This window comes from Allobosea sp. TND4EK4 (assembly GCF_900156025.1).
Classification (GTDB): domain Bacteria; phylum Pseudomonadota; class Alphaproteobacteria; order Rhizobiales; family Beijerinckiaceae; genus Allobosea.
Window position 1 is genome coordinate 152,853 of sequence record NZ_FTMO01000005.1, and the last position, 22,593, is coordinate 175,445.

Annotated in this window: 23 protein-coding genes and 2 tRNA genes; 10 read left to right on the forward strand and 15 right to left on the reverse strand. The window is 65.7% G+C overall.

Going from position 1 to position 22,593, the window contains the following annotated elements:
* Positions 1-22: 22 nt before the first annotated feature.
* From BW981_RS11590 to BW981_RS11600, 3 genes are all read right to left on the reverse strand, one after another.
* Positions 23-484, reverse strand: coding sequence for a hypothetical protein (locus BW981_RS11590; protein ID WP_139333735.1), 462 nt, complete (start codon positions 482-484; stop codon positions 23-25).
* Entirely contained in the window at positions 481-1,716 is a 1,236-nt protein-coding gene (locus tag BW981_RS11595; protein ID WP_076439266.1) for a carbohydrate-binding protein, read from the reverse strand. The genes BW981_RS11590 and BW981_RS11595 overlap by 4 nt, the downstream gene beginning before the upstream one ends.
* 266 nt (positions 1,717-1,982) lie before the next feature.
* A complete protein-coding gene (locus BW981_RS11600; protein ID WP_076439268.1) occupies positions 1,983-2,456 on the reverse strand; it encodes a hypothetical protein in 474 nt (157 codons plus the stop codon).
* Between the two features lie 394 nt (positions 2,457-2,850).
* Between BW981_RS11600 and BW981_RS11605 the strand changes: the two genes are divergently transcribed.
* On the forward strand, positions 2,851-3,075 hold the full coding sequence (locus BW981_RS11605) for a hypothetical protein (RefSeq protein WP_076439270.1): 225 nt from the start codon (positions 2,851-2,853) through the stop codon (positions 3,073-3,075).
* Positions 3,076-3,434: 359 nt separating this feature from the next.
* Here the strand turns inward: BW981_RS11605 and BW981_RS22590 are convergent, their stop codons facing one another.
* Positions 3,435-3,722: a hypothetical protein gene (locus BW981_RS22590; RefSeq protein ID WP_139333736.1), complete on the reverse strand. Its 288-nt coding sequence runs from the start codon at positions 3,720-3,722 to the stop codon at positions 3,435-3,437.
* Positions 3,723-4,580: 858 nt separating this feature from the next.
* The gene (locus BW981_RS11620; RefSeq protein WP_076439276.1) at positions 4,581-6,659 is read right to left on the reverse strand and encodes a bifunctional DNA primase/polymerase; all 2,079 of its coding nucleotides are present in this window, start codon (positions 6,657-6,659) and stop codon (positions 4,581-4,583) included.
* Positions 6,660-6,770: 111 nt separating this feature from the next.
* Here BW981_RS11620 and BW981_RS11625 point away from each other — a divergent pair, with 111 nt between their 5' ends.
* From BW981_RS11625 to BW981_RS11635, 3 genes are all read left to right on the forward strand, one after another.
* Positions 6,771-7,031 (forward strand): hypothetical protein, encoded by a 261-nt coding sequence (locus tag BW981_RS11625; protein WP_076439277.1) that lies wholly within the window; start codon positions 6,771-6,773, stop codon positions 7,029-7,031.
* A gap of 70 nt (positions 7,032-7,101) precedes the next feature.
* Entirely contained in the window at positions 7,102-7,389 is a 288-nt protein-coding gene (locus BW981_RS11630) for a hypothetical protein (RefSeq protein ID WP_139333737.1), read from the forward strand.
* Positions 7,368-8,546, forward strand: coding sequence for a hypothetical protein (locus BW981_RS11635; protein ID WP_139333738.1), 1,179 nt, complete (start codon positions 7,368-7,370; stop codon positions 8,544-8,546). The genes BW981_RS11630 and BW981_RS11635 overlap by 22 nt, the downstream gene beginning before the upstream one ends.
* A 98-nt stretch (positions 8,547-8,644) precedes the next feature.
* On the opposite strand, the gene BW981_RS11640 is transcribed toward BW981_RS11635, so the two are convergent.
* The 6 genes from BW981_RS11640 to BW981_RS11665 all read right to left on the reverse strand — a co-directional run bounded on the left by BW981_RS11640 (position 8,645) and on the right by BW981_RS11665 (position 14,050).
* Positions 8,645-8,718, reverse strand: a tRNA-Gly gene (locus BW981_RS11640).
* Between the two features lie 105 nt (positions 8,719-8,823).
* Positions 8,824-9,537, reverse strand: coding sequence for a ribonuclease activity regulator RraA (locus BW981_RS11645; RefSeq protein WP_175624104.1), 714 nt, complete (start codon positions 9,535-9,537; stop codon positions 8,824-8,826).
* A 15-nt stretch (positions 9,538-9,552) separates the two neighbouring features.
* Positions 9,553-11,283: an L-arabinonate dehydratase gene (gene araD, locus BW981_RS11650; RefSeq protein ID WP_076439282.1), complete on the reverse strand. Its 1,731-nt coding sequence runs from the start codon at positions 11,281-11,283 to the stop codon at positions 9,553-9,555.
* Positions 11,284-11,314: 31 nt separating this feature from the next.
* Entirely contained in the window at positions 11,315-12,148 is an 834-nt protein-coding gene (locus BW981_RS11655; RefSeq protein WP_076439532.1) for an ABC transporter permease, read from the reverse strand.
* A gap of 56 nt (positions 12,149-12,204) precedes the next feature.
* Positions 12,205-13,023 (reverse strand): ABC transporter ATP-binding protein, encoded by an 819-nt coding sequence (locus BW981_RS11660; protein ID WP_076439284.1) that lies wholly within the window; start codon positions 13,021-13,023, stop codon positions 12,205-12,207.
* A 16-nt stretch (positions 13,024-13,039) separates the two neighbouring features.
* Positions 13,040-14,050 (reverse strand): ABC transporter substrate-binding protein, encoded by a 1,011-nt coding sequence (locus tag BW981_RS11665; RefSeq protein ID WP_076439285.1) that lies wholly within the window; start codon positions 14,048-14,050, stop codon positions 13,040-13,042.
* 198 nt (positions 14,051-14,248) lie between these two features.
* Here BW981_RS11665 and BW981_RS11670 point away from each other — a divergent pair, with 198 nt between their 5' ends.
* The gene (locus BW981_RS11670) at positions 14,249-14,959 is read left to right on the forward strand and encodes a GntR family transcriptional regulator (RefSeq protein ID WP_076439287.1); all 711 of its coding nucleotides are present in this window, start codon (positions 14,249-14,251) and stop codon (positions 14,957-14,959) included.
* A 151-nt stretch (positions 14,960-15,110) separates the two neighbouring features.
* Here BW981_RS11670 and BW981_RS11675 read toward each other — a convergent pair.
* Positions 15,111-15,195, reverse strand: a tRNA-Tyr gene (locus tag BW981_RS11675).
* A 47-nt stretch (positions 15,196-15,242) separates the two neighbouring features.
* Complete coding sequence (locus tag BW981_RS11680; RefSeq protein WP_348521404.1) at positions 15,243-15,911, reverse strand: AAA family ATPase; 669 nt, start codon at positions 15,909-15,911, stop codon at positions 15,243-15,245.
* A 94-nt stretch (positions 15,912-16,005) separates the two neighbouring features.
* On the opposite strand from BW981_RS11680, the gene rlmB reads away from it, so the two are divergent.
* From rlmB to BW981_RS11695, 3 genes are all read left to right on the forward strand, one after another.
* The gene (gene rlmB, locus BW981_RS11685) at positions 16,006-16,803 is read left to right on the forward strand and encodes a 23S rRNA (guanosine(2251)-2'-O)-methyltransferase RlmB (RefSeq protein ID WP_076439289.1); all 798 of its coding nucleotides are present in this window, start codon (positions 16,006-16,008) and stop codon (positions 16,801-16,803) included.
* Positions 16,804-17,152: 349 nt separating this feature from the next.
* Complete coding sequence (locus tag BW981_RS11690) at positions 17,153-18,763, forward strand: MFS transporter (RefSeq protein ID WP_244560296.1); 1,611 nt, start codon at positions 17,153-17,155, stop codon at positions 18,761-18,763.
* A 156-nt stretch (positions 18,764-18,919) separates the two neighbouring features.
* On the forward strand, positions 18,920-19,543 hold the full coding sequence (locus BW981_RS11695; RefSeq protein ID WP_076439293.1) for a GNAT family N-acetyltransferase: 624 nt from the start codon (positions 18,920-18,922) through the stop codon (positions 19,541-19,543).
* A 415-nt stretch (positions 19,544-19,958) separates the two neighbouring features.
* On the opposite strand, the gene BW981_RS11700 is transcribed toward BW981_RS11695, so the two are convergent.
* Complete coding sequence (locus BW981_RS11700; protein ID WP_076439295.1) at positions 19,959-20,870, reverse strand: LysR family transcriptional regulator; 912 nt, start codon at positions 20,868-20,870, stop codon at positions 19,959-19,961.
* Positions 20,871-20,978: 108 nt separating this feature from the next.
* Here BW981_RS11700 and BW981_RS11705 point away from each other — a divergent pair, with 108 nt between their 5' ends.
* Entirely contained in the window at positions 20,979-21,299 is a 321-nt protein-coding gene (locus BW981_RS11705) for a nuclear transport factor 2 family protein (RefSeq protein WP_076439297.1), read from the forward strand.
* Positions 21,299-22,078, forward strand: a complete 780-nt coding sequence (locus BW981_RS11710; RefSeq protein WP_076439534.1) for an SDR family oxidoreductase — start codon at positions 21,299-21,301, stop codon at positions 22,076-22,078. The genes BW981_RS11705 and BW981_RS11710 overlap by 1 nt, the downstream gene beginning before the upstream one ends.
* Positions 22,079-22,092: 14 nt before the next feature.
* On the opposite strand, the gene BW981_RS11715 is transcribed toward BW981_RS11710, so the two are convergent.
* Complete coding sequence (locus BW981_RS11715; protein WP_076439299.1) at positions 22,093-22,560, reverse strand: MarR family winged helix-turn-helix transcriptional regulator; 468 nt, start codon at positions 22,558-22,560, stop codon at positions 22,093-22,095.
* Positions 22,561-22,593: the final 33 nt, after the last annotated feature.

The window sequence follows — 22,593 nt, forward strand, 5'->3', positions numbered from 1 at the left end:
GGACGGGTCGACGCCGGCGGCCTCACAGGGTAGCGCAGTGCCGCCAAAAGGCGGCGCGGTACTCCGCCGACCAGGGCGGGTCGGCGAGCGCGGCGAAGGCCTCAGCCAGTGGGTGGGCGAACTCGAAGCGCGTCGCGCCCCGCAGGAGCATGCGGGCCGCAAAGCGCTGCCCGACCGGCAACAGATCGACCAGCGCAATGAGCGGTGCGGGCAGTGCGCCAGCAGCAACCCATTCTTCCGCTTCGTCCTCGGAGATCAGGCCGGCCTCGGCCAGCCCCTGCGCGAACTGACGATCCGAGATCGCGCCGGGCGGCAGCTCGACGACGGGCGACGGTGGCTCGAAGCCAAGCGCCTGGCCCAGCTCCGCCGCCTGTTCGGCAGCGTCTTCCCAAAGCGGATCACCGGGGATGACATGATAGGGAAGACCGCCGACACGCGCGACGAAGCTGCCATCTTCACGACGGAATAGGAGCTCAACCATCAAGCGATCCTCCAAGCAAAGCCGACCCAAGTGACGTTCGCGGCTGGAGCAACGAGCGCGGAGCCGCCTGCTCCCACAGTTGCGGCGATGCCCGAAGCGTAGGCCCCGGTTGATGCGTTGAAGCCCGATACGAAGCCCCACCAAGTCCCCCCGGATGGGAAATTGTAGCCGTTGCTCGCAGCCGTCCCGACTGGCACCAACTGCCCCACGCCCGATGCACTCGATGGGCTGGCGGGCGCTGACAGCGCCGCTCGCCCCGCCGCCGCATCGGCCGCGACGAGCAGGTCCTGGCCAGTGGCAGTCGCAATCAGGGTACGGATGTCGCTTGCGGAAAGCTCCTCAACGACGCCTGCGCCCGCCGTCTTGCGGCCCAGCACGATGCCCGTCGGAACGTCAACCAGCTTGGCGAACGTCACCAGCTTGTCGGCGAGCTTGGCCCGCCCGTCCGCATCCGCCGACAGGAAGCCATCCGCCACTTTCGCCGTCGTGACAAACCCATCGGACATCTTGGCCCAGCCGGTCGCATCGCCGCTGAGCGCACCGTCGGCGATCTTGGCGGTCGTGACAAACCCATCGGTCATTTTGGCCCAGCCGGTCGCGTCGGCGCTGAGCGCACCGTCGGCGATCTTGGCGGTCGTCACGGCCTCGTCTTCCAGCGCGTCGGTCGCGAGCCGGTCGAAGACCAGCGCGTCGGCCTTGCGCTGCAACACGCGGTTGTTGGCGCCTGCGGCGATGTCTGTGGGTGTTCCTACCGAGTTGGCCGAGCGGCCGATGACGCTCACGCCGACCGAATTTCGGAGCTTGGCGTCCGTGACGGACCTGTCCGGGATGAAAGCTGGCGCGAGATCGGTGAAATCGGCCACCGAGAGCCACAGCGTCGGCTCGACGTTGGGCGTCTCGCCGATGACCGACAGATGGGACACGAGCGCGCGGTAGAACACGCTGTCGTAGGTCACGCCGTCGCCGGCGACGTAGTTCTCGGGGGCGGTCCAGCCTCCGCGAAGGGTGAACCCGACGCTCAGCGAGTCCGCGAGCTGGTCCTGCCCAACGGAGCCGTTGGCGAGCCGGCCGTCGTCGCGCTGGATGAGCGCGAGATTGGCCTGGGTCTGGTCGAGGGACAGCTTGACGGCGCCGAACTCGGCGTCGAGCGACGCTCCGGGCGTCTTGCCCGTCGGGTTCAACGTCTCCTCGTTGCTGAAATTGGCCTGGCGATCGTAGGGGGTCGGTTGCGCCATCTCGGTTTCTCGATAAGTCATTATCCAACTAGGAGACGTTCAAGATAATATGTTGCGATTTGATTTGCAATTATTTTCACCATAGGCTGGCGAGTTTCCTGAGCCCGAAAAAATTGGGCGGCATAGCATGACCTCTGCGGCCGCCGCGCGCGCCGCCCCCCTACCCGGGGGTGGTGTGGGGGGGGGGGAATCCAGCGTTGCCGGCTCAGCGCACTGCCGGCCGCCTCGGGCCAACCTGCACTCTCGTCGCCTAGGGAAGGCGCAGACTATGCAGCCTGACCAATGGCTTGACCCGGCATCGCTTGCGCGTTTGGCGCGCTAACGTCCTTCGCGCGGCTTGCGCGCTCCTGCTCGAGCTTCTCCACCAGGCTCGCGAGCTCCTCGGCTGTCATGGCGGATATGGACTTCTCGGCCGCCTCTTGGATCTGCGCCCGCGGCGCGACGTAGCCGGCGCGCTCGAGCAGAAAGCGAGCGGCTTGGACGCGGACCTTAGGCGATGCAGACTCGTCGTCCAGGATCCGTCCGAGCAGCCGGATGGCTTTGGGTGCGAGCTCGTTACGGATGACGCTGCGCATGCGCCACTCGACACGACGTGAAACGCGAGGGCTCTGGAGGAGGCCAATATATGACCTGGCTGGGTAACCCGCCCCGCTCGCCGCGTCGCCCGGACTGAGGCCCTCGCAAAGGAGTTCCACGAAGGCATCCTCGCGCTCTGTCAGGTTCGTCGTGAGCGTCGCCATGGCCGCGGGCCTCTTCGAAATGCGTTGCGCCGCTGCTGCTTTGCGTTGCGCGATTGTGCATGATAGTGAATTTTGATCACAATCGCCACCAGCCGGGGGCGCGATGGCGCTGTAACGCCGCAAAATCACACTCTAGAAGTAATGGTTCTGTCGCAACACAAATCTACACTCTTCACAAGCAAGTAGTTTTGGATTATTACTTGACAGATTTAGCGTATGGCGCGATATTCGTTGCGGGTCTGAACAGCCCGACAGTGAACCGCTACATTTCCGGGGTCTCCGTGTGCATGTCCAGGGCGCAAGCCTAAAGACACGCGAGGGCCGACTACTGCCGGCTGTTCAGCCCCGGATCTGAAACCGCGCCCTGAACAGGCGCTCGCCGAAAGCAGTAGCCATGACCGACGCATGCATCAGCGCCATCTCGCTCGATCCGACCGCCCTCCCCGACTTCGACTATGTCAGCCTCGGATTTGAGGCCTCGACCGCGGCAGGCGAATATCTGGAATTCCGCGCTGTCGCGGATCCGGTGAACGGCTGGAATCTGCTGGTCACCTGCCCCGACGATCTGATGCGCGAGATCGGCGAACTCATCCAGGCGCGAGTGGGGTTCCGTCAGTGACTTTCCGGACGTCAGCGGCGGCCCGGCGAAGGTGGTCGAAAACCGCTCCTGACGGTTTAGCGTCCCACGGCAACCCATCCCCGTCCCGCCATGCACTGGTCGTGCAGCGTATCGAAGTGAATGCCGGGCCGCAGCGCGTTCGTCGCGAAGTCACACGCCGCACTGTCCGCTGAGAGCACAGCCTGGGGGCGCTCAACGCCCCCGGGCTTCAGTGTGTCCTGGAACACGGTCGGCTTGGAGGCGCAGCCCCCCAACACTACAACCATGATAATCGCAAGCTTCATCGCTTCTCGTCCTCCGCGAAGTAGGCATAGCGCGCGCACGGGCGCCGCGCTATGTCGACCCAAACGGGCGCCGCCTCACGTTCTGAGTTGATCGGCCTCAGCGACCGCCTGCGCCTCTGCTGCGCCCTTCTCCGTCAGGCGGTACAGCCAGCGTATCGGCGACTGCTGCGGGGCCCCGTGATCCAATGGCCCGCGATGGGCCATCCCTGGTGGCGCTGGCACGCGCTCAAGATAGCCGTAGCGGATGAACTTGACGCCGATGAACCCATGAACGGCGCCGCGGCTCAGCTGCGGGCAAGCCCGCCGCAAATCCGCCATGACGTAGCACTTGCCGGGCTCCATGAGCCGCAGGAGGTGATCCATCCTGCGGCCGCCGGCGGCGGGCCGCGGCAGCGGGTGCGCGCGCGCCAGCGAGCGTAGGTGCGCGACCTGGGCGGGCGACGGTGGGCGCCTGGCTTTACTCCGAGAGGGCTTGGACGTCGCCGGGCGCTCGTCGACCTCAGCGACAATGTCGCCGAGGCCCATGGCGGCCAACACGGCGCGATCGGACGATGCCTGTCTTAAATCTGGATTTGCCAAGGTCGACCTTTTTCCCCGATTCATTTTCCGGATCGCTTTTGGGGTTTCGGGCTCAGCCGTCGGTCGAACGGTGGCCAGACGCGAACACCGGGCTTGCGGTGCATTTTGCAGCGGCGGCTGGGCATGAACTTCCTGTGCGATACCGGCAGGCGAAAGACGAACGGCCCCCCGCACTCGGCACAGGCACTGCGCCAGACGGCAAGCCGGGTCTCCCGCCCGTCACGGCAGGTGTGCGGCTCAACGTCGATGCAAAGGTAGACCTGGCCTTGGAACGTCTTCGTTTTGCCGATCAACGTGTTCTTTCTGCCTATCGCGGTCACGGTGTTTCTCACTTCCGTTTCGAGTTTCGTCCGGCCGTGCCTTCATGTCGTTCGTTTCCCAGTTCGATCGGCCTCGCCGATGTTTGTTGCAGTTGCGCCACCGCAGCAGCGGGGCCACCCCTCGGGGGGCTCCTCCTCAGAGAGCCTCCCCCGGAGGGGAGGAGGTGAGGAGGTTCCCTAACCTATTGAAAACGCTGATTTTTTGATCTACCTCCTCAGGCTGTTTTCGGAAACTTTGAGGAGGTTCCCGAAATATTCAACAATCGCAGCCACTTAGACCCCTCCTCCTCAAAATTTCGAGGCGTGAGGAGGTCCATCCTCCTCAGCAGAAGAACGCTTCTGAGGAGGCCGCATCGAGCCGCAGAAATGAGCCGACGCTATCCTCGACGCGCAGGTGCATCTGCCCCCGATCGGTCTCGACCGTGGCCGCACCGGCGAACAGTTCCTTGATTGCTCGTGCTCTGTTGCGGGTGTCCGCGAACGGCCCGCGGAGCGCCGGGTCCACCTCGTTCGCCACCGCGGCCAGCTTGTGCTCCCCGGGGCCGAGGTTCGTCAGCGCCTCAGCCAGGATGTTCAGGAGCCCCTCATCGGTCTGGCCCGTCAGCAACGTCACCGGCGCCAGTATGCCGATTTTCTGCCCGTCCAATCCGCCGACCGGCACCGAGGTGCGCTTGTACCAAGTGGCCCCAGGCTTCTTGAGGAAAAGGTTCGTCTTGGCGTCGTCCAGCCGGACATAGAGATGCCGGTCCTTGAGATTGACGCCGTGCTCCTTGGCCGCCTTCTCGGACATCTCGAAGAGGGTGACGCTGGTGCGCATGACACCCGCCTGCGAGCCGCCGCCGCGCAGAGTGTCGACGTTCCCGACATGCCCCTCCGAGGACGCTCCATCGGGCTTGCGGGTATGCGCGCCGGCGGCCGTGGCGCATTGGCACTCGACGGCGATACGCCTCAGGACGCCCCACACCTGACGCATCTGCTCGTTGGAGTTCTCGGTGACCTTGTGGAGCTCGGCCAACGGATCGGCGATGAAGAGCCCGATGCCCTTGTCGTTGATCTGCCGGATGATCTGGCCGACCTGGGGCGTCGCGACGACGTCTTCTTCCGAGCTGCCACGAGTGGCGAGGGTCAGCGGCCGCTCGACGCCCGAACTAAGGAACAGCATCTGCCGCCCGTCGAGTTCGGTATCAGCCCAGGAGACGCCGAAATGCTGCATGGCGGCTGCAAGGCGACGATCGAGCTCGTCCATGTCGTCTTCCTGGTTCCAGTACCAGACCGGGACGCGCTCCAGGACTGGCCGCCCGATGATGTCGCTGCGCCCCGTCGCAACCGCCAAAGCCGCCTGGATCGCGAATTGGGTCTTCCCGGTGCCCCCGGGAGCGATGATGCCGGACGTGAAGTTGCGGGCGAACGTGTTGCCGACGATCCAGCGACGGACAGGTATGGCCGCAGGATCCCGGCGACGCGGCGGCTCCGCCAACGGCCATCCCGGCTTCGGCGACGCGCTCTCCGGCTTGTCAAGATCCTCCGCCTCGAAGTCGGCCATCGGGTGCAGCACGCCAGGCGTCAGCCGGCCATGCCGATACGCATTGGACGCTTTCGCCTCCCAGAACTCCTCTCCCTGCGGCGGGTGAGACTTTTCCTCGTCGAAATGCTCAAGGCAAAGGGCGACGATCTCGGATTCGCTGACGCCGAAGTCCTTCAGCCGGCAAGCGACCTGATAGCCCGTGTGGTCGCCGTTGCCACTGTCCGCGATGACGAGAGGCGCCTCGTTCCTGAGCCAGGCGGTCGCACGCTCGATCGCATCCGGGGTGTCGAGATCCACCATCGGCTGGGTCGACCCGGTTTTCGCAGTGTGTACCCCGCAAAGCGACGCGAACCACGGCGCGATCGGCTTGGCTGGAAGATCAGATTGGACCTCGTAGGTGCCTTCGCCGACTGTGCTGCCCGGTCCGACCACGAGGCCCCCCTCACTGCGGATATCAATAGCGGCCGCGATCCTGGATGCACTGCATCGGACCTCGAAGCCGGTGCTGTCGTAGTACAGGTGGAGACCGCCCGACGGCGTTCTCACCGTGAAGGTCGCAACGTCGAGTCGAAGCCGCGACTTGAGATCCTCAAGGCTCTCCAGCCCTAGCCGATCGCCCTTCACATCGACGTCGACGACTGTCAGGCCGTCGCCCGTCGCGATGCCAATGTTGTAGGGGATCGGCTCGCCGAAGGGATCGCGCCACATTGCGTCAATCCGCGTGGGATCGGTGGTCGCCTGATCCTCCCAGCCCTCGTGCGCCGGCTTCTTCTGGTCGACCTGCAGCGGGAAGACCCGGAAGCCTCGGCGGCCAAGTTCGACCGCCGACCCGAGCAGTTGCTCGGCCATCGACTGTGTTGCGACTTCGACGGCCATCGGGCCTCCAGTGCGTACCCCGCAGCAGATGCCTGCTGCAAACTTGTTGCATTTATATATGCAACAATATACACATTACCGCAACGGTTTTCGATGGGATGAGGGAGCAAGATGGCTAGGAAACGGATTCCGGACGTTGCGCGGCTCCATGAGATCAGGCAGCAGGCCGCAGAGATGCTCGCCGCGCTGAACTCGTTCGATGATGTCGTCGAGGCCTATCTCAGCAGCAATCCCGAACGGATCGACCGGTTCGGCATGATGGCCGCTGACCGACCCGATTTCGTCCACCGCATGCGTAAAGGGCAAGACTTCCGCCGCAGCACCCTTCAGAGGGTGGCCGCGTACATCGGACGCGATGATGAAAATGCGTGAGCGCATGGTCCACATCGCAGCCCGTCCAAGCATTTCGTCTCGTCATCGTCCGCGGTGAGGACAGCTGCTCGTGGCCCGCGCCGAAATGCTCATGCCAGACCTCAAGCTCAGCACCGTGGCGCGGCTCCTGGGCTTCGCCAGCGAGCGAGAACTCGCGGGCCTGCTCGACGAGTATCTGGCGCGAGGTATGCCGGCGCCAGATCCCATCACGAGGCGGATCGATCCGGTAGCCTTCGAGCGCTGGCGCCGACTGCGGGCGCCGCATCTCTTTCCGGAGCTCTGCGAGACAAGCGCCGCGCTGGACCCGAGGCGGCTTTGGGCCGAGCGGAGGGCCGCATGGCGGGGCGACGCGGCGTAAAAATCCCCTACTCCAGGGTGAAGAAGAACGGCCGCCGCTACTGGGAGCCGACTCCCGAGATGCAGAAGGCGGGCTTCCTGCCAAAGCCACTCGGTGAAGAGGATCCCGACAGCCGCGCCGCGGCGCTGCGGCTGTATCAGGCCTGGGAAGCATACCGAACCGGCAAGCCTGCGCCGACGCCCGCCATCCTGCCAAAAGGGCGCGAGGCTGCAGAGGTTGCCCGAGTGTGGCCCAGGGGTTCAATCGGCGAGGCTTATGTCCGGTTCATGCGAACTGCCGAATGGGGCAAGCTCGCCCATTCGACGAGGAACCGGGACATCCTGCCGAGCTGGGCCTACATCCGTGACCAATGGGGCGCCACCGATCCCAACCTAATGACCCTCGACATCCTGTCGGAGTGGCGCCAGGAGCTCGAGGAGCACCACGGGCCGAACGTCGCGCATAAGGTGACCAAGGAGTGGCGCAGGCACTGGCGCGTCATGACAGCGCTGAAGGTCGCGACCTGCGCCGACCCTTCAATGGGAATCCGCAACAACGCACCGCCGCCGCGGTGGCAGACCTGGACTGCCGGCGAGGTCGTCCGCCTGGTCAAGGCAGCAATCCGCCTCAGGCGTCTCCGCCTGGCCGTCACGATCGCATCCATCTGGGATACGCAATTCCAGCCCGGAGACGTCCGCACGCTGAAGGCTCGGCATCTACGGTACGTCGGCGCTGCTGGCGACGAAGCGATTTTTGACCGGACGGTCGACGGTCGCCAGAAGACGGGCAAGCCGGCGATCGGCACGCTGTCGCGTCGCACGCGCCGGCTGCTGGCGGCCTACGTTCGGACGATGCCGGCCTCGACGCCGGAGGCTTGGCTTCTGCCACTCTCGACAGGGCGTGTGCCATCGATCAGCGAGCTGACCCGCGAGTTTCGCGAGCTCTGCGAGACGGTCTTTCCGGGAGACGCGCGGCAGCTGCGCGACATGCGTCGTTCCGGCACCGTGGAGGCCTTCGCCGGCGGAGCGAGCCCAGCGGACGTCGGCACCAAAATGGCGAACTCGATCGGCCGCTCGAACACCCTGATGGCGACCTATAATCCAGTCGACCTCGCGAGTGTCCGACGTGCCGATGCCGCCAGGCGAATCGGGCGAGCCAAGCGCCGCGACGAGACATGAAGTGAACGGAAGTTGGAATTCCAACCCGGTCAGCAGCCCGGATAGTTGGAACGCTGAAACGGGGTCGGCGCCAAGTGATTGCAATGGCGAGCAAAAATTGGAGCGGGTACCGGGAATCGAACCCGGGTATTCAGCTTGGAAGGCTGCTGCTCTACCATTGAGCTACACCCGCGACGGCGCCAAATTCCCCATGGCGCCGGTGGAAGTCAAGCCTCGCGCGCTGCCGTCCAGCGATCTTCGGCGCTTTTGCCGAGCTCCCGCGATCGGCCGAGCCGGGTCAGCGCCCCTTTTCCTGCCGCCAGGCGGCGAAATCGGTCTTCGACTGCTCGTCCGTCGGAGGATAGAGCCCGAGGATGGAGCGGCCTTCCAGCACCTTCTCGGTGACGAAATCCTCGAAGGCGGTCATCTCGGTCGCCTCCTCGGCGATCTCGTCGGCGAGATGGGCGGGAATCACGACCACGCCCTCGCCATCGCCGACCACCACGTCTCCGGGGAACACCGGAGCATCGCCGCAGCCGATCGGGCCGTTGATCTCGATCGCCTGATGCGCGGTCAGATTGGTCGGGGCCGAGGGCCGCTGGTGATAGGCCGGCATGGCGAGCTCCGCGATCTCGGGGCTGTCGCGAAAGCCGCCATCGGTGACGATGCCGGCAGCGCCCCTGACCATCAGCCGCGACACCAGGATCGAACCGGCCGAGGCGGCGCGGGCATCCTTGCGGCTGTCGACGACGAAGACAGAGCCCGGCGGGCACTCCTCGACCGCCTTGCGCTGAGGATGAGCCCGGTCGAGGAAGACGCTGAGTTGATTCAGGTCTTCCCGCGCCGGGATGTAGCGCAGGGTGAAGGCAGGCCCGACCATGTTCTCGCCCTTGAAGCCGAGCGGGTGCACGTTCTGGATGAACTGGTTGCGCAGGCCGCGCTTGAACAGCGCCGTGCAGAGCGTCGCCGTGCTGACGGCCTTCAGCTTCTCGCGGGTCTGGTCGGACAGCATCGTCTTGGCTCCGGTCTAGAAAATCACGGGTTCGGAAACGGGCGCGCCGAAATCGGTGCGCAGGAAATCGAAATCGCAGCCCTCGTCGGCCTGGCCGATATGGCGCGAGAACATCCAGCCATAGCCTCGCTCGTAGCGCGGTGGCTCGGGCTTCAGCGCGGCCTGGCGCCGCGCCAGCTCCTCGTCGGAGACCTCCATCCGGATCGACCGGTTCGGCACGTCGACAGTGACGATGTCCCCGGTCTGAACCAGCGCGAGCGGGCCGCCGACATAGGATTCCGGCGAGACGTGCAGGATGCAGGCGCCATAGGAGGTGCCGCTCATGCGGGCGTCGGAGATGCGCACCATGTCGCGCACGCCCTGCCTCACCAGCTTCCTGGGGATCGGCAGCATGCCCCATTCCGGCATGCCGGGGCCGCCGAGCGGGCCGGCATTTCGAAGCACCAGGACGGTATCGGCGGTGACGTCGAGATCTTCGCGATCGATATTGGCCTTGAGCATCGGATAGTCGTCGAAGACGAGCGCCGGGCCGGAATGCTTCAGCAGATGCGGCGAGGCGGCCGAGGGCTTCATCACGCAGCCGCGCGGGGCCAGATTGCCCTTGAGCAGCGCGAGCGCCCCTTCCGCATAGATCGGATTGTCGAGCGGGCGGATGACGTCGTCATTGTAGATTTCGGCGCCGACCAGGCTCTCCCGCCAGGTCTTTCCCGACGCGTTGATCTGGTCGAGGTCGAGGAAGCCGGTCAGCCGCGTCAGGAGGCCGAGCAGCCCGCCGGCATAGTAGAAGTCCTCCATCAGGTAGGTGTCGCCGCTCGGCCGGACATTGGCGATGACCGGGACCTTCCGGCTGGCCGCGTCGAAATCCTCCAGCCCGATGGCGTGGCCGGCCCGGCGGGCCATCGCGACGATGTGGATGACCGCATTGGTCGAGCAACCCATCGCCATCGCGACGGCGATCACGTTGCGGAAGGCGGCCTCGGTCTGGATCTTGGCCGGTGTCAGGCCTTCATGGACCATTGCGACGATGCGCCGGCCGGTCGCCGCCGCCATCCGGATGTGGTTGGCATCGGCGGCGAGGATCGACGAGGCGCCGGGCAGCGTCATGCCGAGCGTGTCGGCAAGGGCCGTCATGGTCGAGGCTGTGCCCATGGTCATGCAGACGCCGTAGGACCGCGCGATGCCGACCTCCATCTCCGACCAGTCCTTGTCGGAGATGTTGCCGGCCCGGCGCTCGTCCCAGTATTTGAAGGCGTCGGAGCCCGAGCCCAGCACCTTGCCGTGCCAGTTGCCGCGCAGCATCGGCCCCGCCGGCATGAAGATCGCCGGCACGCCGGCGCTGGTCGCGCCGAGCAGCAGGCCTGGCGTGGTCTTGTCGCAGCCGCCCATCAGCACCGCGCCGTCGACCGGGTGAGAGCGGATCAGCTCTTCGGTCTCCATCGCCAGGAAGTTGCGATAGAGCATGGTGGTCGGCTTCACCTTGCTCTCGGAGAGCGAGATCGCCGGCAGCTCGACCGGGAAGCCCCCCGCCTGCAGGATGCCGCGCTTCACGTCCTCGACGCGCTGCTTGAAATGGGCATGGCACTGGTTGAGGTCGGACCAGGTGTTGATGATCGCGATGACGGGCTTGCCGCGATACTCCTCCGGCGCATAGCCCATCTGGCTCATGCGGGAGCGGTGCCCGAAGGAGCGGAAATCGTCCGGCTCGAAATAGCGCGCGCTGCGCTCGTTGGTGGGCTTGTCGGTCATCGGCAGTTCCCCGAGGGGTGATGGATGGGCCTCAATGCTGCAGGCCCCATTTGAGCACAGTCCGAGCCTCGATCGTCCGGAAGATCAGGTTCTCGACGACGAGCCCGATCAGGATGACGGTCAGTAGGCCGGCGAAGACCGCCGGAATCTCCAGCAGGTTGCGGTTCTCGAAAATGAACCACCCCAGGCCTCCCTGCCCCGACGAGACGCCGAAGACGAGCTCGGCTGCGACGAGCGTGCGCCAGGCGAAGGCCCAGCCGATCTTGAGGCCGGTCAGGATCGACGGGAAGGCAGCCGGGATCAGGATCTTGCGGATATAGCGGAAGCCGCGAAGGTCGTAATTGCGCCCGACCATGCGCAGCGTCTCCGAAACGGAGCGAAAGCCCGAATGGGTGTTGAGCGCCACCGGCCAGAGCACCGAATGGATCAGGATGAAGACGAGGCTGCCATTGCCGAGCCCGAACCAGATCAGCGCCAGCGGCAGCAGCGCGATGGCCGGCAGCGGGCTCAGCATCGCCGTCACCGTCTCGAGGAAATCCGAGCCGATGCGTGTGTTGATGGCGACGATCGTGAGCAGGCCGGCCAAGGCGACGCCGACCACATAGCCCATCAGCAGCACCTTGAGCGAAGCCCAGGCGCGCGCCGGCAGGATGCCGTTCTCGATGTTGTCGGCGAGCGAGCGCAACGTCTCGGTCAGGCTCGGAAACAGCAGCGGATTGTCGAGATAGGCGCCATAGGCCTGCCAGATCGCAGCCAGCACCAGGATGATCGCGACCTTGCGGACGGCGCCGACATCCCAGAGCATTTCGATCCAGCCGACGCGGCGCTCCACCTCGGCGGTCGCCATGCCTTCGGACGGGCGCATGACGATGCGGGCGGTCGAAGGCGAAGCGTGAAGGGTCATGTCCAGCTCGCTCCCCTTCAATGCGCCGTCGCGCCGGCTTCGGAGAACAGCATGTCGTGGATCTCGCGCTCCAGCCGGCCCGCGCTGCCATCGCCCACCGAGGTCGTGTCGACATCGACCACCTCGGCCTTGACCCGCCCCGGATGCGGCGAAAGCAGCAGGATGCGATTGCCGATCCGGATCGCCTCCGCGATCGAATGCGTGACGAACATCACCGTAAAGCGCGTCTCCTCCCAGAGCTGGATCAACTCGTCCTGGCAGGTGCGTCGCGTCAGCGCGTCGAGCGCAGCGAAGGGCTCGTCCATCAGCAGGATATCCGGCTCCATCGCCATACCCCGGGCGATGGCGACGCGCTGCTTCATGCCGCCCGACAGCGTATGCGGATAGGAATCGAGCGCCCGCGTGAGATTGACCTTCTCGATATAATGCCGCGCCTTTTCGGCCGCCTCCTTGCGGGAGAGGCCGCGCGCCTCGACCAGCGGAAAGGTTACGTTCTCAAGCACGGTTTTCCACGGCAGGAGCTGGTCGAACTCCTGGAACACCATCATCCGATCCGGGCCGGGCGCCGTTACCGTCCGCCCCTTGATCGTCATGCTGCCCTCGCTCGGCTTGAGGTAGCCGCCGACGGCCTTGAGCAGGGTGGACTTGCCGCAGCCGGAAGGGCCGAGCAGCACGAAGCGGTCCGAAGTGTTCACCTGGAACGAGACCCGCTCCGTCGCCGTGATGACGCGGCCCGGCAGCTTGTAGCGCAGTGTCACGGAGGACACGTCGAGCAGCGGCGCGCCAGCGGCGGGCGCGGCCTGCGGCCCAGCGCCGGATGCGATGGCCGTCGTCATCGGCGTCCGTGCCAGCTCAGCTGCCGGAGAGGTCATGCGACACCGGCAGATAGTAGTCCTTCCAGGAAGCGGGCTTGGTCTTGATGCCGCCGGTGCGCGCCAGATGCTCGGCAAACTTCATCGTGCCTTGCGGATAGATGTTCCATTCCATCATGCCGGGCTGCTTCAGCATGGTGAGGATCTGCTCGCTCGGCGTCTTGTCGCCGGTCACTTCGCGATAGATCTCGATCGCCCCGGGCGTGTTGCCCTCGATGAAGGCTTTGGCCTCTTCGGCGGCATTTCGCAGCGCCTGCACGATCTTGGGATTCGCTTCGGCAAAGCCCGTCGTCGTCATGAACTGCCCTTGGCTCAGCGGCGAGCCCATGATCTCGGCCGAGCTGGCGACGACGCGCACCTCGGGGATCTGCTGCTGCTCGTAGAACTGGAAAGGCGGCGCGGCGAAATGGCTCTTCACCTCATGGCTCGGATTCTTCATCGCGATCAGCGCGTCGGGATGGCCGAGCTGCACCGTCATCGCGTCGAAATGGTTCCACTTATCCGGTCCGAAGAGCGCGGAGGCCGCGATCTGGAGCAGGATGGCCTGGGTCGAGACGCGGATGGTCGGCACAGCGATCTTGTCGCCCTCCTTGTAGTCCTTCAGCGTCTTGATGCGCGGATCGCGCGTCAGCAGCAGCGCCGGCTGGGCGGAGCTGGCGCAGATGCCCTTCACACGGCCTCGCGACTTGTCCCAGAGCACGAGCAGGGGGCCGGTACCGGTGTTGATGATGTCGACGCTGCCGGAGAGCAGCGCGTCCTGCTGGGCCCCGCCATTCGAGAAGTTCACCCATTTGGTCGAGACTCCGGGGACGCCGAGTTTCTCCGCGTGCTTCTCGACAAGCTTCTGCTTCTCGATGACATGGGTCGGCATGTAGAGGATGCCGGGCTGGCGGCTGATCGATATCTCGGTCTTGGCCTGAGCCCTGGCCCCGGTAGCGGCGGCCAGCGCCGCGGCGGTGCCCAAGGCGAGCGTGTGCCTGCGTGTGATCATTCCATCCTCCCTGCTGTTCTTGTGCGGCTGCGGCGCTGACGCCGTCGCTCGATTGGGGCGGATCAAATCACTGATGCATTAGTGCGTCAAGGTTGCTAACCTGTGTTGACGCGGCTTACGACCGGGCTCGCCGATTGCACTGCATGGCTCATTGGCCGAAAGACAGCGCGAGGGGTCGAGCGGCGACAGGCGGAACGCATGAGTGACATTCTCGATCGCTACATCGCGCAGAACGGCTCCGCGAAGCCCGCGGCGAAGGGCGGCGCCGGAGTCGTCTTCGATGTCCTGCGCGAGGAGATCATTTCGCTTGCGCTGACGCCCGGCACCATGCTCTCGCGGCAGGAGCTGCAGGAGCGCTTCGGCTTCTCCTCGACGCCGATCCGCGACGCGCTGATGCGCCTGCAGGAAGAGCGCCTTGTCGATATCTTCCCCCAGCATGCCACCGTGGTCAGCGCGATCGACCTCGATCTGGCACGCCAGGGCCAGTTCCTGCGCCGCTCTGTCGAACTGGAACTGGTACGAACCCTGGCGCTGAACCCGCAGCCCTCGGCGACCGCCCGCATGCGCAGCCTCGTGCGCCAGCAGAGCGCCTTTGCCGATCTCGGCGAGCACGAGGCCTTCGCCGCGGCCGACCAGGCTTTTCACCGCACGCTCTATGAGGCTGTGCAAGTTACGGCGCTCTGGGAACTGGTCAGGCGCCAGAGCGGCCATATCGACCGGCTGCGGCGGCTGCATCTGCCGAAGGAAGGCAAGATGCGCGAGATCCTGGCGGCGCACACCGCCATCGTCGACGCGATCGAGCGGGGCGAGCCCGACAAGGCCCAGGCCGCCTTGCGCGACCACCTCTCCCGCTCGCTCGACTTCGTGCCGTCCCTCCGGGAATCGCACCCGACCTATTTCAGGAAATGAACGTGAGGCCGCGACAGCGCTGCGCGTCGGAAGCCGACGCCGGCCACTCCCAGGTCATCGGAGGCTCTGAGGCTGGGCTAAACAGTGATCGAGAGAGAGTTGCGAAGCCGTACCGCGGTTGCGGGCGGCTGTCCGCATGTCTGATCTGAAGTGGTGGGGGAAGCAGGACTCGAACCTGCGAAGGCATAGCCAGCGGATTTACAGTCCGCCCCCTTTGCCGCTCGGGACATTCCCCCGCCTGCGCCCATGACCGGCTCATGGAGAGCCGCGGGCCGCCGATATGTCACTCGCGTGACGACCGGCAGGCGCGGCCGGACTTATGGTGACCGGGCCGCGACGTGTCAACGGCAAAAAGCCCACGCCGGAGATTTCGTTTGTGGACCGGCCGGCCCTGCCGTTCAGCCGAGGCCGAGACTGGCCTGAACGAAGGCGACGCGTTCGGCGACACCGGCCCGCGGCAGTTCCAGCAGCCGATAGCCATGGCGGGGATAGATCGACGCCATGCGCTCGAATGTCCGCCGGGCCTCGGCAAGGTCCTGCTTGCGCTCGGCGTCCTGCCGGTAAATCTCCGGCCAGTGCGGCGCGATGAAGACGGTCTCGCGGTAGCGGCAGCGCTCGATGGCGAAGGACAGCGCGTCGGGACCGGCAAGCCGCAGAGCTCCAGATAGGCGGCGATGTCGACGACGCCGCGATCGAAGAAGACGGTTCCCGGCAGCGCGAGCGCGGCCTGATGGCTGCACAGATCGGCCTCGACCATCAGCTCTGCGAATCGCGTTCGGTTCTGCCAGGGCAGACCGGAGCCGCCCGCCGCCAGCTCGGCCCGGATCACCGCACGGCCCGCCTCCGGCATCACGGCATGTCCGGCGGCGGCGAGCGCCTCGATCAATGTCGTCTTGCCGGCGCCCGGCCCGCCGGTGATCACGACGAGGCGGTGTCCATCGCTGTTCGGCATCCTTCTCTCCTTGGAAATGTGTCGATCCAGGCATCCCGCTCTGGTCAAGCGGCCGAGGCCGTGGCACGGCAGGCGTCGAAGATCGGAGACGACGATGCCCCCCTTCCGCCCCAAGCACGCACGGCCCGGTCAGGGCCGCGCCGGTGCCCGCCGCGCCGACGGCCCGCCGCCGCATCGCCCCGGCGAGATCGACGAGGCCGTGCTCTACGGTGTGCATCCCGTCATCGAGGCGCTGCGCAATCCCGCCCGCCGCCACCGGCGGCTGCTCGCCACCGAGAACGCCCTGCGCCGGCTGCAGGAGGAGATCGGCGAGCTGCCGCTCGAGGCGGAGCTTGTCCGGCCTTCCGAGATCGACCGGCTGCTCACGCCCGATTCGGTTCACCAGGGACTCTACCTGGTCTGCGATCCCCTGCCCTCGCCCGATCTCGACAGCCTGCCCGACGATGCCATCGTGCTGGCGCTCGACCAGATCACCGATCCGCACAATGTCGGCGCCATCCTGCGCTCGGCCGCAGCGTTCGGTGCGGCGGCGGTCATCGTCACCATCCGCCATTCGCCAGCCGCGACCGGCGTTCTGGCGAAATCCGCCTCCGGCGCGCTGGAGCATGTGCCGCTGATCGCGGTCCGCAATCTCGGCGATGCGCTGCACACGCTCGGCAAGCGCGACTTCCTGCGTGTCGGCTTCGATTCGGATGGCGACGTCGCGCTGGACGATGTCGCGCTGCGCCGTCCCCTCGTGATGGTGATGGGCGCGGAAGGCAAGGGCCTGCGCCAGCGAACCCGCGAGCTCTGCGACCATGTCGCGAGGCTGGAAGTCCCCGGAACCATCACCAGCCTCAACGTCTCGAACGCCACCGCGATCGCCCTCTACGCGGCGAGCCGCCGCCGCTGAGCGCCTCCCGGGCCGGGCCCGGGCCATCGGTCACGGCGCGTTTTTTTGGGGGAGCCGGCGACTGCACCGGCGTCGCCCATCTTCGCCACAGCAGCCCCCTCCTGCATCCGGCAAGGCGCTGGCCAGCCCGCCTTAGACGAAGGGTGCAAGACCAAGTGCCTGATTGCGCCGCCCCGGCGCCCCGCGCAAACCTGCCGCCGAGGCTCGGGGTGATCTTTGATCGGCCGGGCCGCGCGCAACCGCATCGACAGAATGCGCAGCGCGCCGGTTCGAGGGACACTTGAGGGGAGATTCAAACGCCATGAGCATGGCATCGCACACATCGGGGGCGCATGCGGCGCCCCGTCCGATGAGCAAGGAAGAACGCAAGGTCATCATCGCCTCGTCGGCCGGTACGGTCTTCGAGTGGTATGACTTCTACCTGGCGGGTTCGCTCGCCGCCAACATCGCCCAGACCTTCGTGCCGGGCGACAACGACACGGCCAAGTTCATCTTCGTGCTGTTCGGCTTTGCGGCCGGCTTCGCGGTCCGTCCCTTCGGCGCGCTGTTCTTCGGCCGCCTCGGCGACATGATCGGCCGCAAATACACCTTCCTCGTCACCATGGTGGTGATGGGCGTCTCGACCTTCCTGGTCGGCCTGCTGCCGAGCTTCCAGACCATCGGCTATGCGGCGCCGGTGATCTTCATCGCCTGCCGCCTGCTGCAGGGCCTCGCGCTCGGCGGCGAATATGGCGGTGCGGCGACCTATGTCGCCGAGCACGCCCCCATGGGACGGCGCGGTTTCTACACCTCCTGGATTCAGACGACCGCGACGGTCGGCCTGTTCCTGTCGCTGATTGTGATCCTGGCGCTGCGACTGAGCATGACGCCGGAGGCCTTCGCTGCCTGGGGCTGGCGCGTTCCGTTCCTGCTGTCGATCATCCTGCTCGGCTTCTCGATCTGGATTCGCCTCCAGCTCGCCGAATCGCCGGCCTTCGTGCGCATGAAGGAGGAAGGCACCCATTCCAAGGCCCCGCTCAAGGAAGCCTTCGGCAACTGGGCCAACGCCAAGATCGGCCTCATCGCGCTGTTCGGCGGCACCGCCGGCCAGGCCGTCGTCTGGTATACGGGCCAGTTCTACGCCCTGTTCTTCCTGACGCAGACGCTGAAGATGGACGGCACCACCGCCAACCTCGTCATCGCCATCTCGCTTTTGCTGGGCACGCCCTTCTTCATCCTGTTCGGCTGGCTCTCGGACAAGGTCGGCCGCAAGCCGATCCTCCTCGCCGGCTGCCTGATCGCGGCGCTGACCTACTTCCCGCTGTTCACGATGCTCGCGAACACGGTGAACCCGAAGCTGATCGCGGCGACGCAGAACGTGAAGGTCACGCTGACGTCCGATCCGGCCGAATGCAGCACGCTGTTCGACCCGGTCGGCGTGCGCACCTTCACCAAGCCCTGCGACGTCGTTCGCCGGGCCCTGGCCACCAACTCGATCCATTACGATCTGGTGTCCGGCCCCGCCGGCTCGCCGCTGAAGGCGATGATCAATAGCGCGGATGCCCCCGCCGGCACCGCCGAGCTCGTGGCCGCCGCTCAGGCCGCAGGCTATCCCAAGGCCGGTGACGCGACCATCCTGAAGAAGCCCTCCTTCGGCGAGGTCCTCAGCGACAGCCGCTCGCTGAAAGCCATCGGCATCCTGTTCATCCTCGTGCTCTTCGTCACGATGGTCTACGGGCCGATCGCCGCCCTGCTGGTCGAGCTCTTCCCGACCCGCATCCGCTACTCGGGCATGTCGCTGCCCTACCATATCGGCAACGGCTGGTTCGGCGGCTTCCTGCCTCCGACGGCCTTCGCCATCGTGGCTGCCAGCGGCAACATCTTCTCCGGCCTCTGGTATCCGATCATCGTGGCGCTCGGCACCTTCGTGATCGGCCTGCTCTTCCTGCCGGAGACCAAGAACCGCGATATCCTGAACTGACGCTCGTTCGAGCAGTGATCAGAAGCCCCGCCCGCAAGGGCGGGGCTTTTCGTTTGCGAACCCTATTTCGGCCACACGGAGCCGCGAGGGTCCGCCCGCCGCCGATCAGGGCGGAGCGTTGTCGAGGGAGAGGGCTGGCCGCGCCGGCCCCGGACCATGCAGACCATCGAAACCGACCGCCTCGTGCTGCGCCGCTTCCAACGGGATGATGCGGCGGATCTCCTCGCCTATCTGCGCGAACCGAGCGCGAGCTGCTTTCTGTCGATGAAGCTGGCCGACCTTACCGCAGCGCGGGTGGAAGCGGAGAAGCGCGGCGCCAGTCCGGACTATGTCGCCGTCATCCTGCGCGAGACGGGCCGGCTGATCGGCGACCTTTTTGCCGTTCCGGAAGACCAGGATACCTACGCGGTCGGCTGGAACTTCAATCCCTGTTTCGCCGGCAAGGGTTTCGCCGGCGAGGCCGCCCATGCGCTCTGCGAGGATCTGTTCGTCCGGCGAAAGGCACGGCGGCTCTATGCCTATGTCGAAGAGGACAACCTCGCCTCGCAGCGTCTCTGCGAGCGGCTCGGCATGCGCCGCGAAGGCCTGTTCCGCGAGTTCGTCTCGTTCAGGAACGACGAGCACGGCTCTCCGATCTACGAGAACACGATGCATTACGCCATTCTCGCCAAGGAATGGGCGCCCGGAGCCCGCAAGCCGCCCCTCACCGTCCTGCCCTCAATGTCGGTGACGGAAAACCGCGAGCCACAGGCTGCGGCCGGTCCCACGGAGCCGGCGTAGCACAGCGGTAGTGCAGCGGTTTTTTTTAACCGAAGGCAGGTCAGCCGATCACCTCGTCTGTCTCCACCAGAATCTCTTCCAAAACATTGGAAAAACTCGATTTGCAGCGGCGCTCAGCCTGGAACCTGGCAAGGGAGCGCACGCGATGGTCATGTTGAAGCCGGGTTCGAACAGCCCATAGGTGACGAGGCTTCAGCGGAGGCTTGGGACCGATCAGGCGCCCGGTGTTCCAGGCGGGACGCTGAGCAACTTTCTCCTGCTCGATAAGCAGAGTGCATCCTCATCAGAAGGCCGCATCCACCCGCACAATATCGCATCGCGATGAGGCTGCAGCGCGAGTGGCCTGCTGATCGTGCCAAGCGCCGGTAGCTCAATCTGGCGCTTGGCCCGAAAGCGCACTGGTGCGGCCGGCGGGCTAGGCAGGACCACGCTCGCGCGCCGCCATCTCGCGAGCGAGAGCCAGGAAGGCCTTCATTCCTGCCGAGAGGTTTCGGCGGCCGGGATAGTAGAGGCAGAGCCCTGGCGAGGGCGGCGTCCAATCGTCCAGGATGCGGATGAGATCGCCGCTTGCGATATCCGCGAGGATGTCTTGCTCCAGGAAGAAACCGATGCCGATGCTCTCTCGCACGGCAATCCGCGCAAGGCTGCCCTCATCCAGGATGACCGGGCCGCGAACATCCAGTTGAGCGATCTCGCCGTCCTTCTCGAAGCGCCAGCGAAACAACCCGCCATCCGGCAGCCGAACTCGGATGCAGGTATGATGGAGCAGGTCCGGCGGGACCCGAGGCTTGCCGTGGCGCGCGAAATAGCGCGGTGACCCGACGACTGCGTAGCGCTGCGGACGTCCCAGCGGCACTGCGATCATATCGCTGGGCACCAATCCGGCGACGCGCACGCCCAGATCGAACCCGTCGGCGACGACGTCGATCAGCCTGCCCTCGGTGACGATGTCGATGGTCATGTCGGGATAGCGCCGCAGAAACGCGACGACGAGCGGCGACATGATCGCGCGGGCGGCGAACGGCGCGGCGTTGATCCGGATCGTGCCCGATGGTGTCGCGCGGTGCGCCCTGACGCCCTCCAGAGCGCTGCGCATATCCTGCAGCGTCGGGCCGACCTGCTCCACGAAGACGCGACCGGCCTCGGTCAGCGATACGCTCCGGGTCGTGCGGTTGAACAGGCGCACGCCCAGATCCGCCTCCAGCTTGCCGATCGCATGGCTGAGCGCTGTGGCCGACATGCCGATATCGACGGCCGCCGCACGGAAGCTGCCCTTGCGCGCGATCGCCAGAACCGCCTCCAGATCATTGACCGCCAGTCGATCCATTGTCCCGATCCATTCATCTCAACATCCAATAATATCCCGATTATGAAAACAATCCTTGAGGCCTATCTTCGGTCGCTCAGACCATTGTTGGTCAATAGGAGTGACAAGATGGACCTGCCCAATTGCATTGCAGCCTATTTCGAGGCCGACAGCCGCAACGATGTCGAGGCGCTGATGGCGACGTTGTCACCGGAGGCGATCGTCGAGGATGAGCACCGGCGTCATGTCGGGCCCGAAGCGATCCGCGCTTGGTGGATCGAGGCGAAGCGGAAGACCCCCCATGTCAACGCGCCGATCGAGGCGACGACGACCGGCGATGTCACGCAGGTTCGCACGCGAGTCAGCGGCGACTTTCCCGGCAGCCCGGTGGCCCTGCTCTTCACCTTTACCGTCAGGAACGGCGCGATCGCGCGCCTGGAGATCGCATGATGACCGGCTTCATCTCTTTTGCGGGAAAACGCGCGCTGATCACCGGTGGCACCAAAGGCGCCGGAGCCGCCACGGCGTCGCTCTTTCGCGAGCTTGGCGCAAAGGTGCTGACCAGCGCCCGCTCCCGGCCCGATATGCTGCCCGGAGACCTTTTCGTCTCGGCCGATCTGACCACCGAAGACGGCGCGAGGACGGTCGCCGAAGCCGTTGTCGAGCGCCTCGGTGGCGTCGACATCGTTGTGCATATGTTGGGAGGCTCGTCTGCTCCGGCCGGTGGCTTTGCGGCGCTCACGGAGGAGGAGTGGCAGAAGGAATTGGCCCACAATCTCCTTCCGGCCGTTCGCCTCGACCGCCTGCTCGTGCCGGATATGGTGGCGCACGGGGGCGGCGTCGTGGTCCATGTCTCGTCGATCCAGCGGCTGCTTCCGCTGCCGGAATCGACGACCGCCTATGCCGCGGCGAAGGCTGCGCTGTCTGCCTACAGCAAGGCGCTATCCAAGGAGGTCTCGCCCAAGGGCGTCCGTGTTTTGCGGGTCTCGCCCGGATGGATCGAGACTGAAGCTGCGACACGTCTTGTCGAGCGGTTGGCGAAGGAAGCGGGCACCGATTACGAGGGCGGAAAGAAGATCATCATGGACGGGCTCGGCGGCATCCCCTTGGGGCGCCCGGCGCGGCCGGACGAGGTCGCAAGCCTCGTCGCGTTCCTTGCGTCCGATCGCGCCGGCGCGATCACCGGCTCCGAGCACATCATCGACGGCGGAACCGTGCCGACCGTCTGACAAGGCGATCGCGCTCAGGCGGGTGTCGTCCACCCGCCGAGTTGGGAATAAATCGCGTCGCGCAATCGTCTGACATCCGAATTGAGGCCGGACAGGTCGTTCGGGCTTTGAAGCGACGCGCCCAGGAGAGCATTGCCGAGACATCCCGCTTTGGACCTGATGGCAGTTCCAGCGTCCGTCAGGCTGACCACGACCTGCCGCTCGTTCTGAGGGTTCCGCGTTCTCTTCACGAGACCGGCAACCTCCAGTCGCTTCAGCAGAGGCGTGAGCGTGCTCGATTCCAGGGCGAGCTTCTCGGCGATCGCGCCAACCGTCTGCCCGTCTTCCGCCCAGAGGACGTTGAGAACGAGGTATTGCGGATAGGTCAGCCCGAGATCGTCGAGTAGCGGTTTGTAGACGCGCTGGATCGCCATGCTGGCGGAATAGAGCGCGTAGCAGAGCTGGTCATCGAGAGCGGGCGGGTTGCTGGTCTGATCGGACAAGGGAGGCCTCCACGCCCCACACATAGAGGTGCC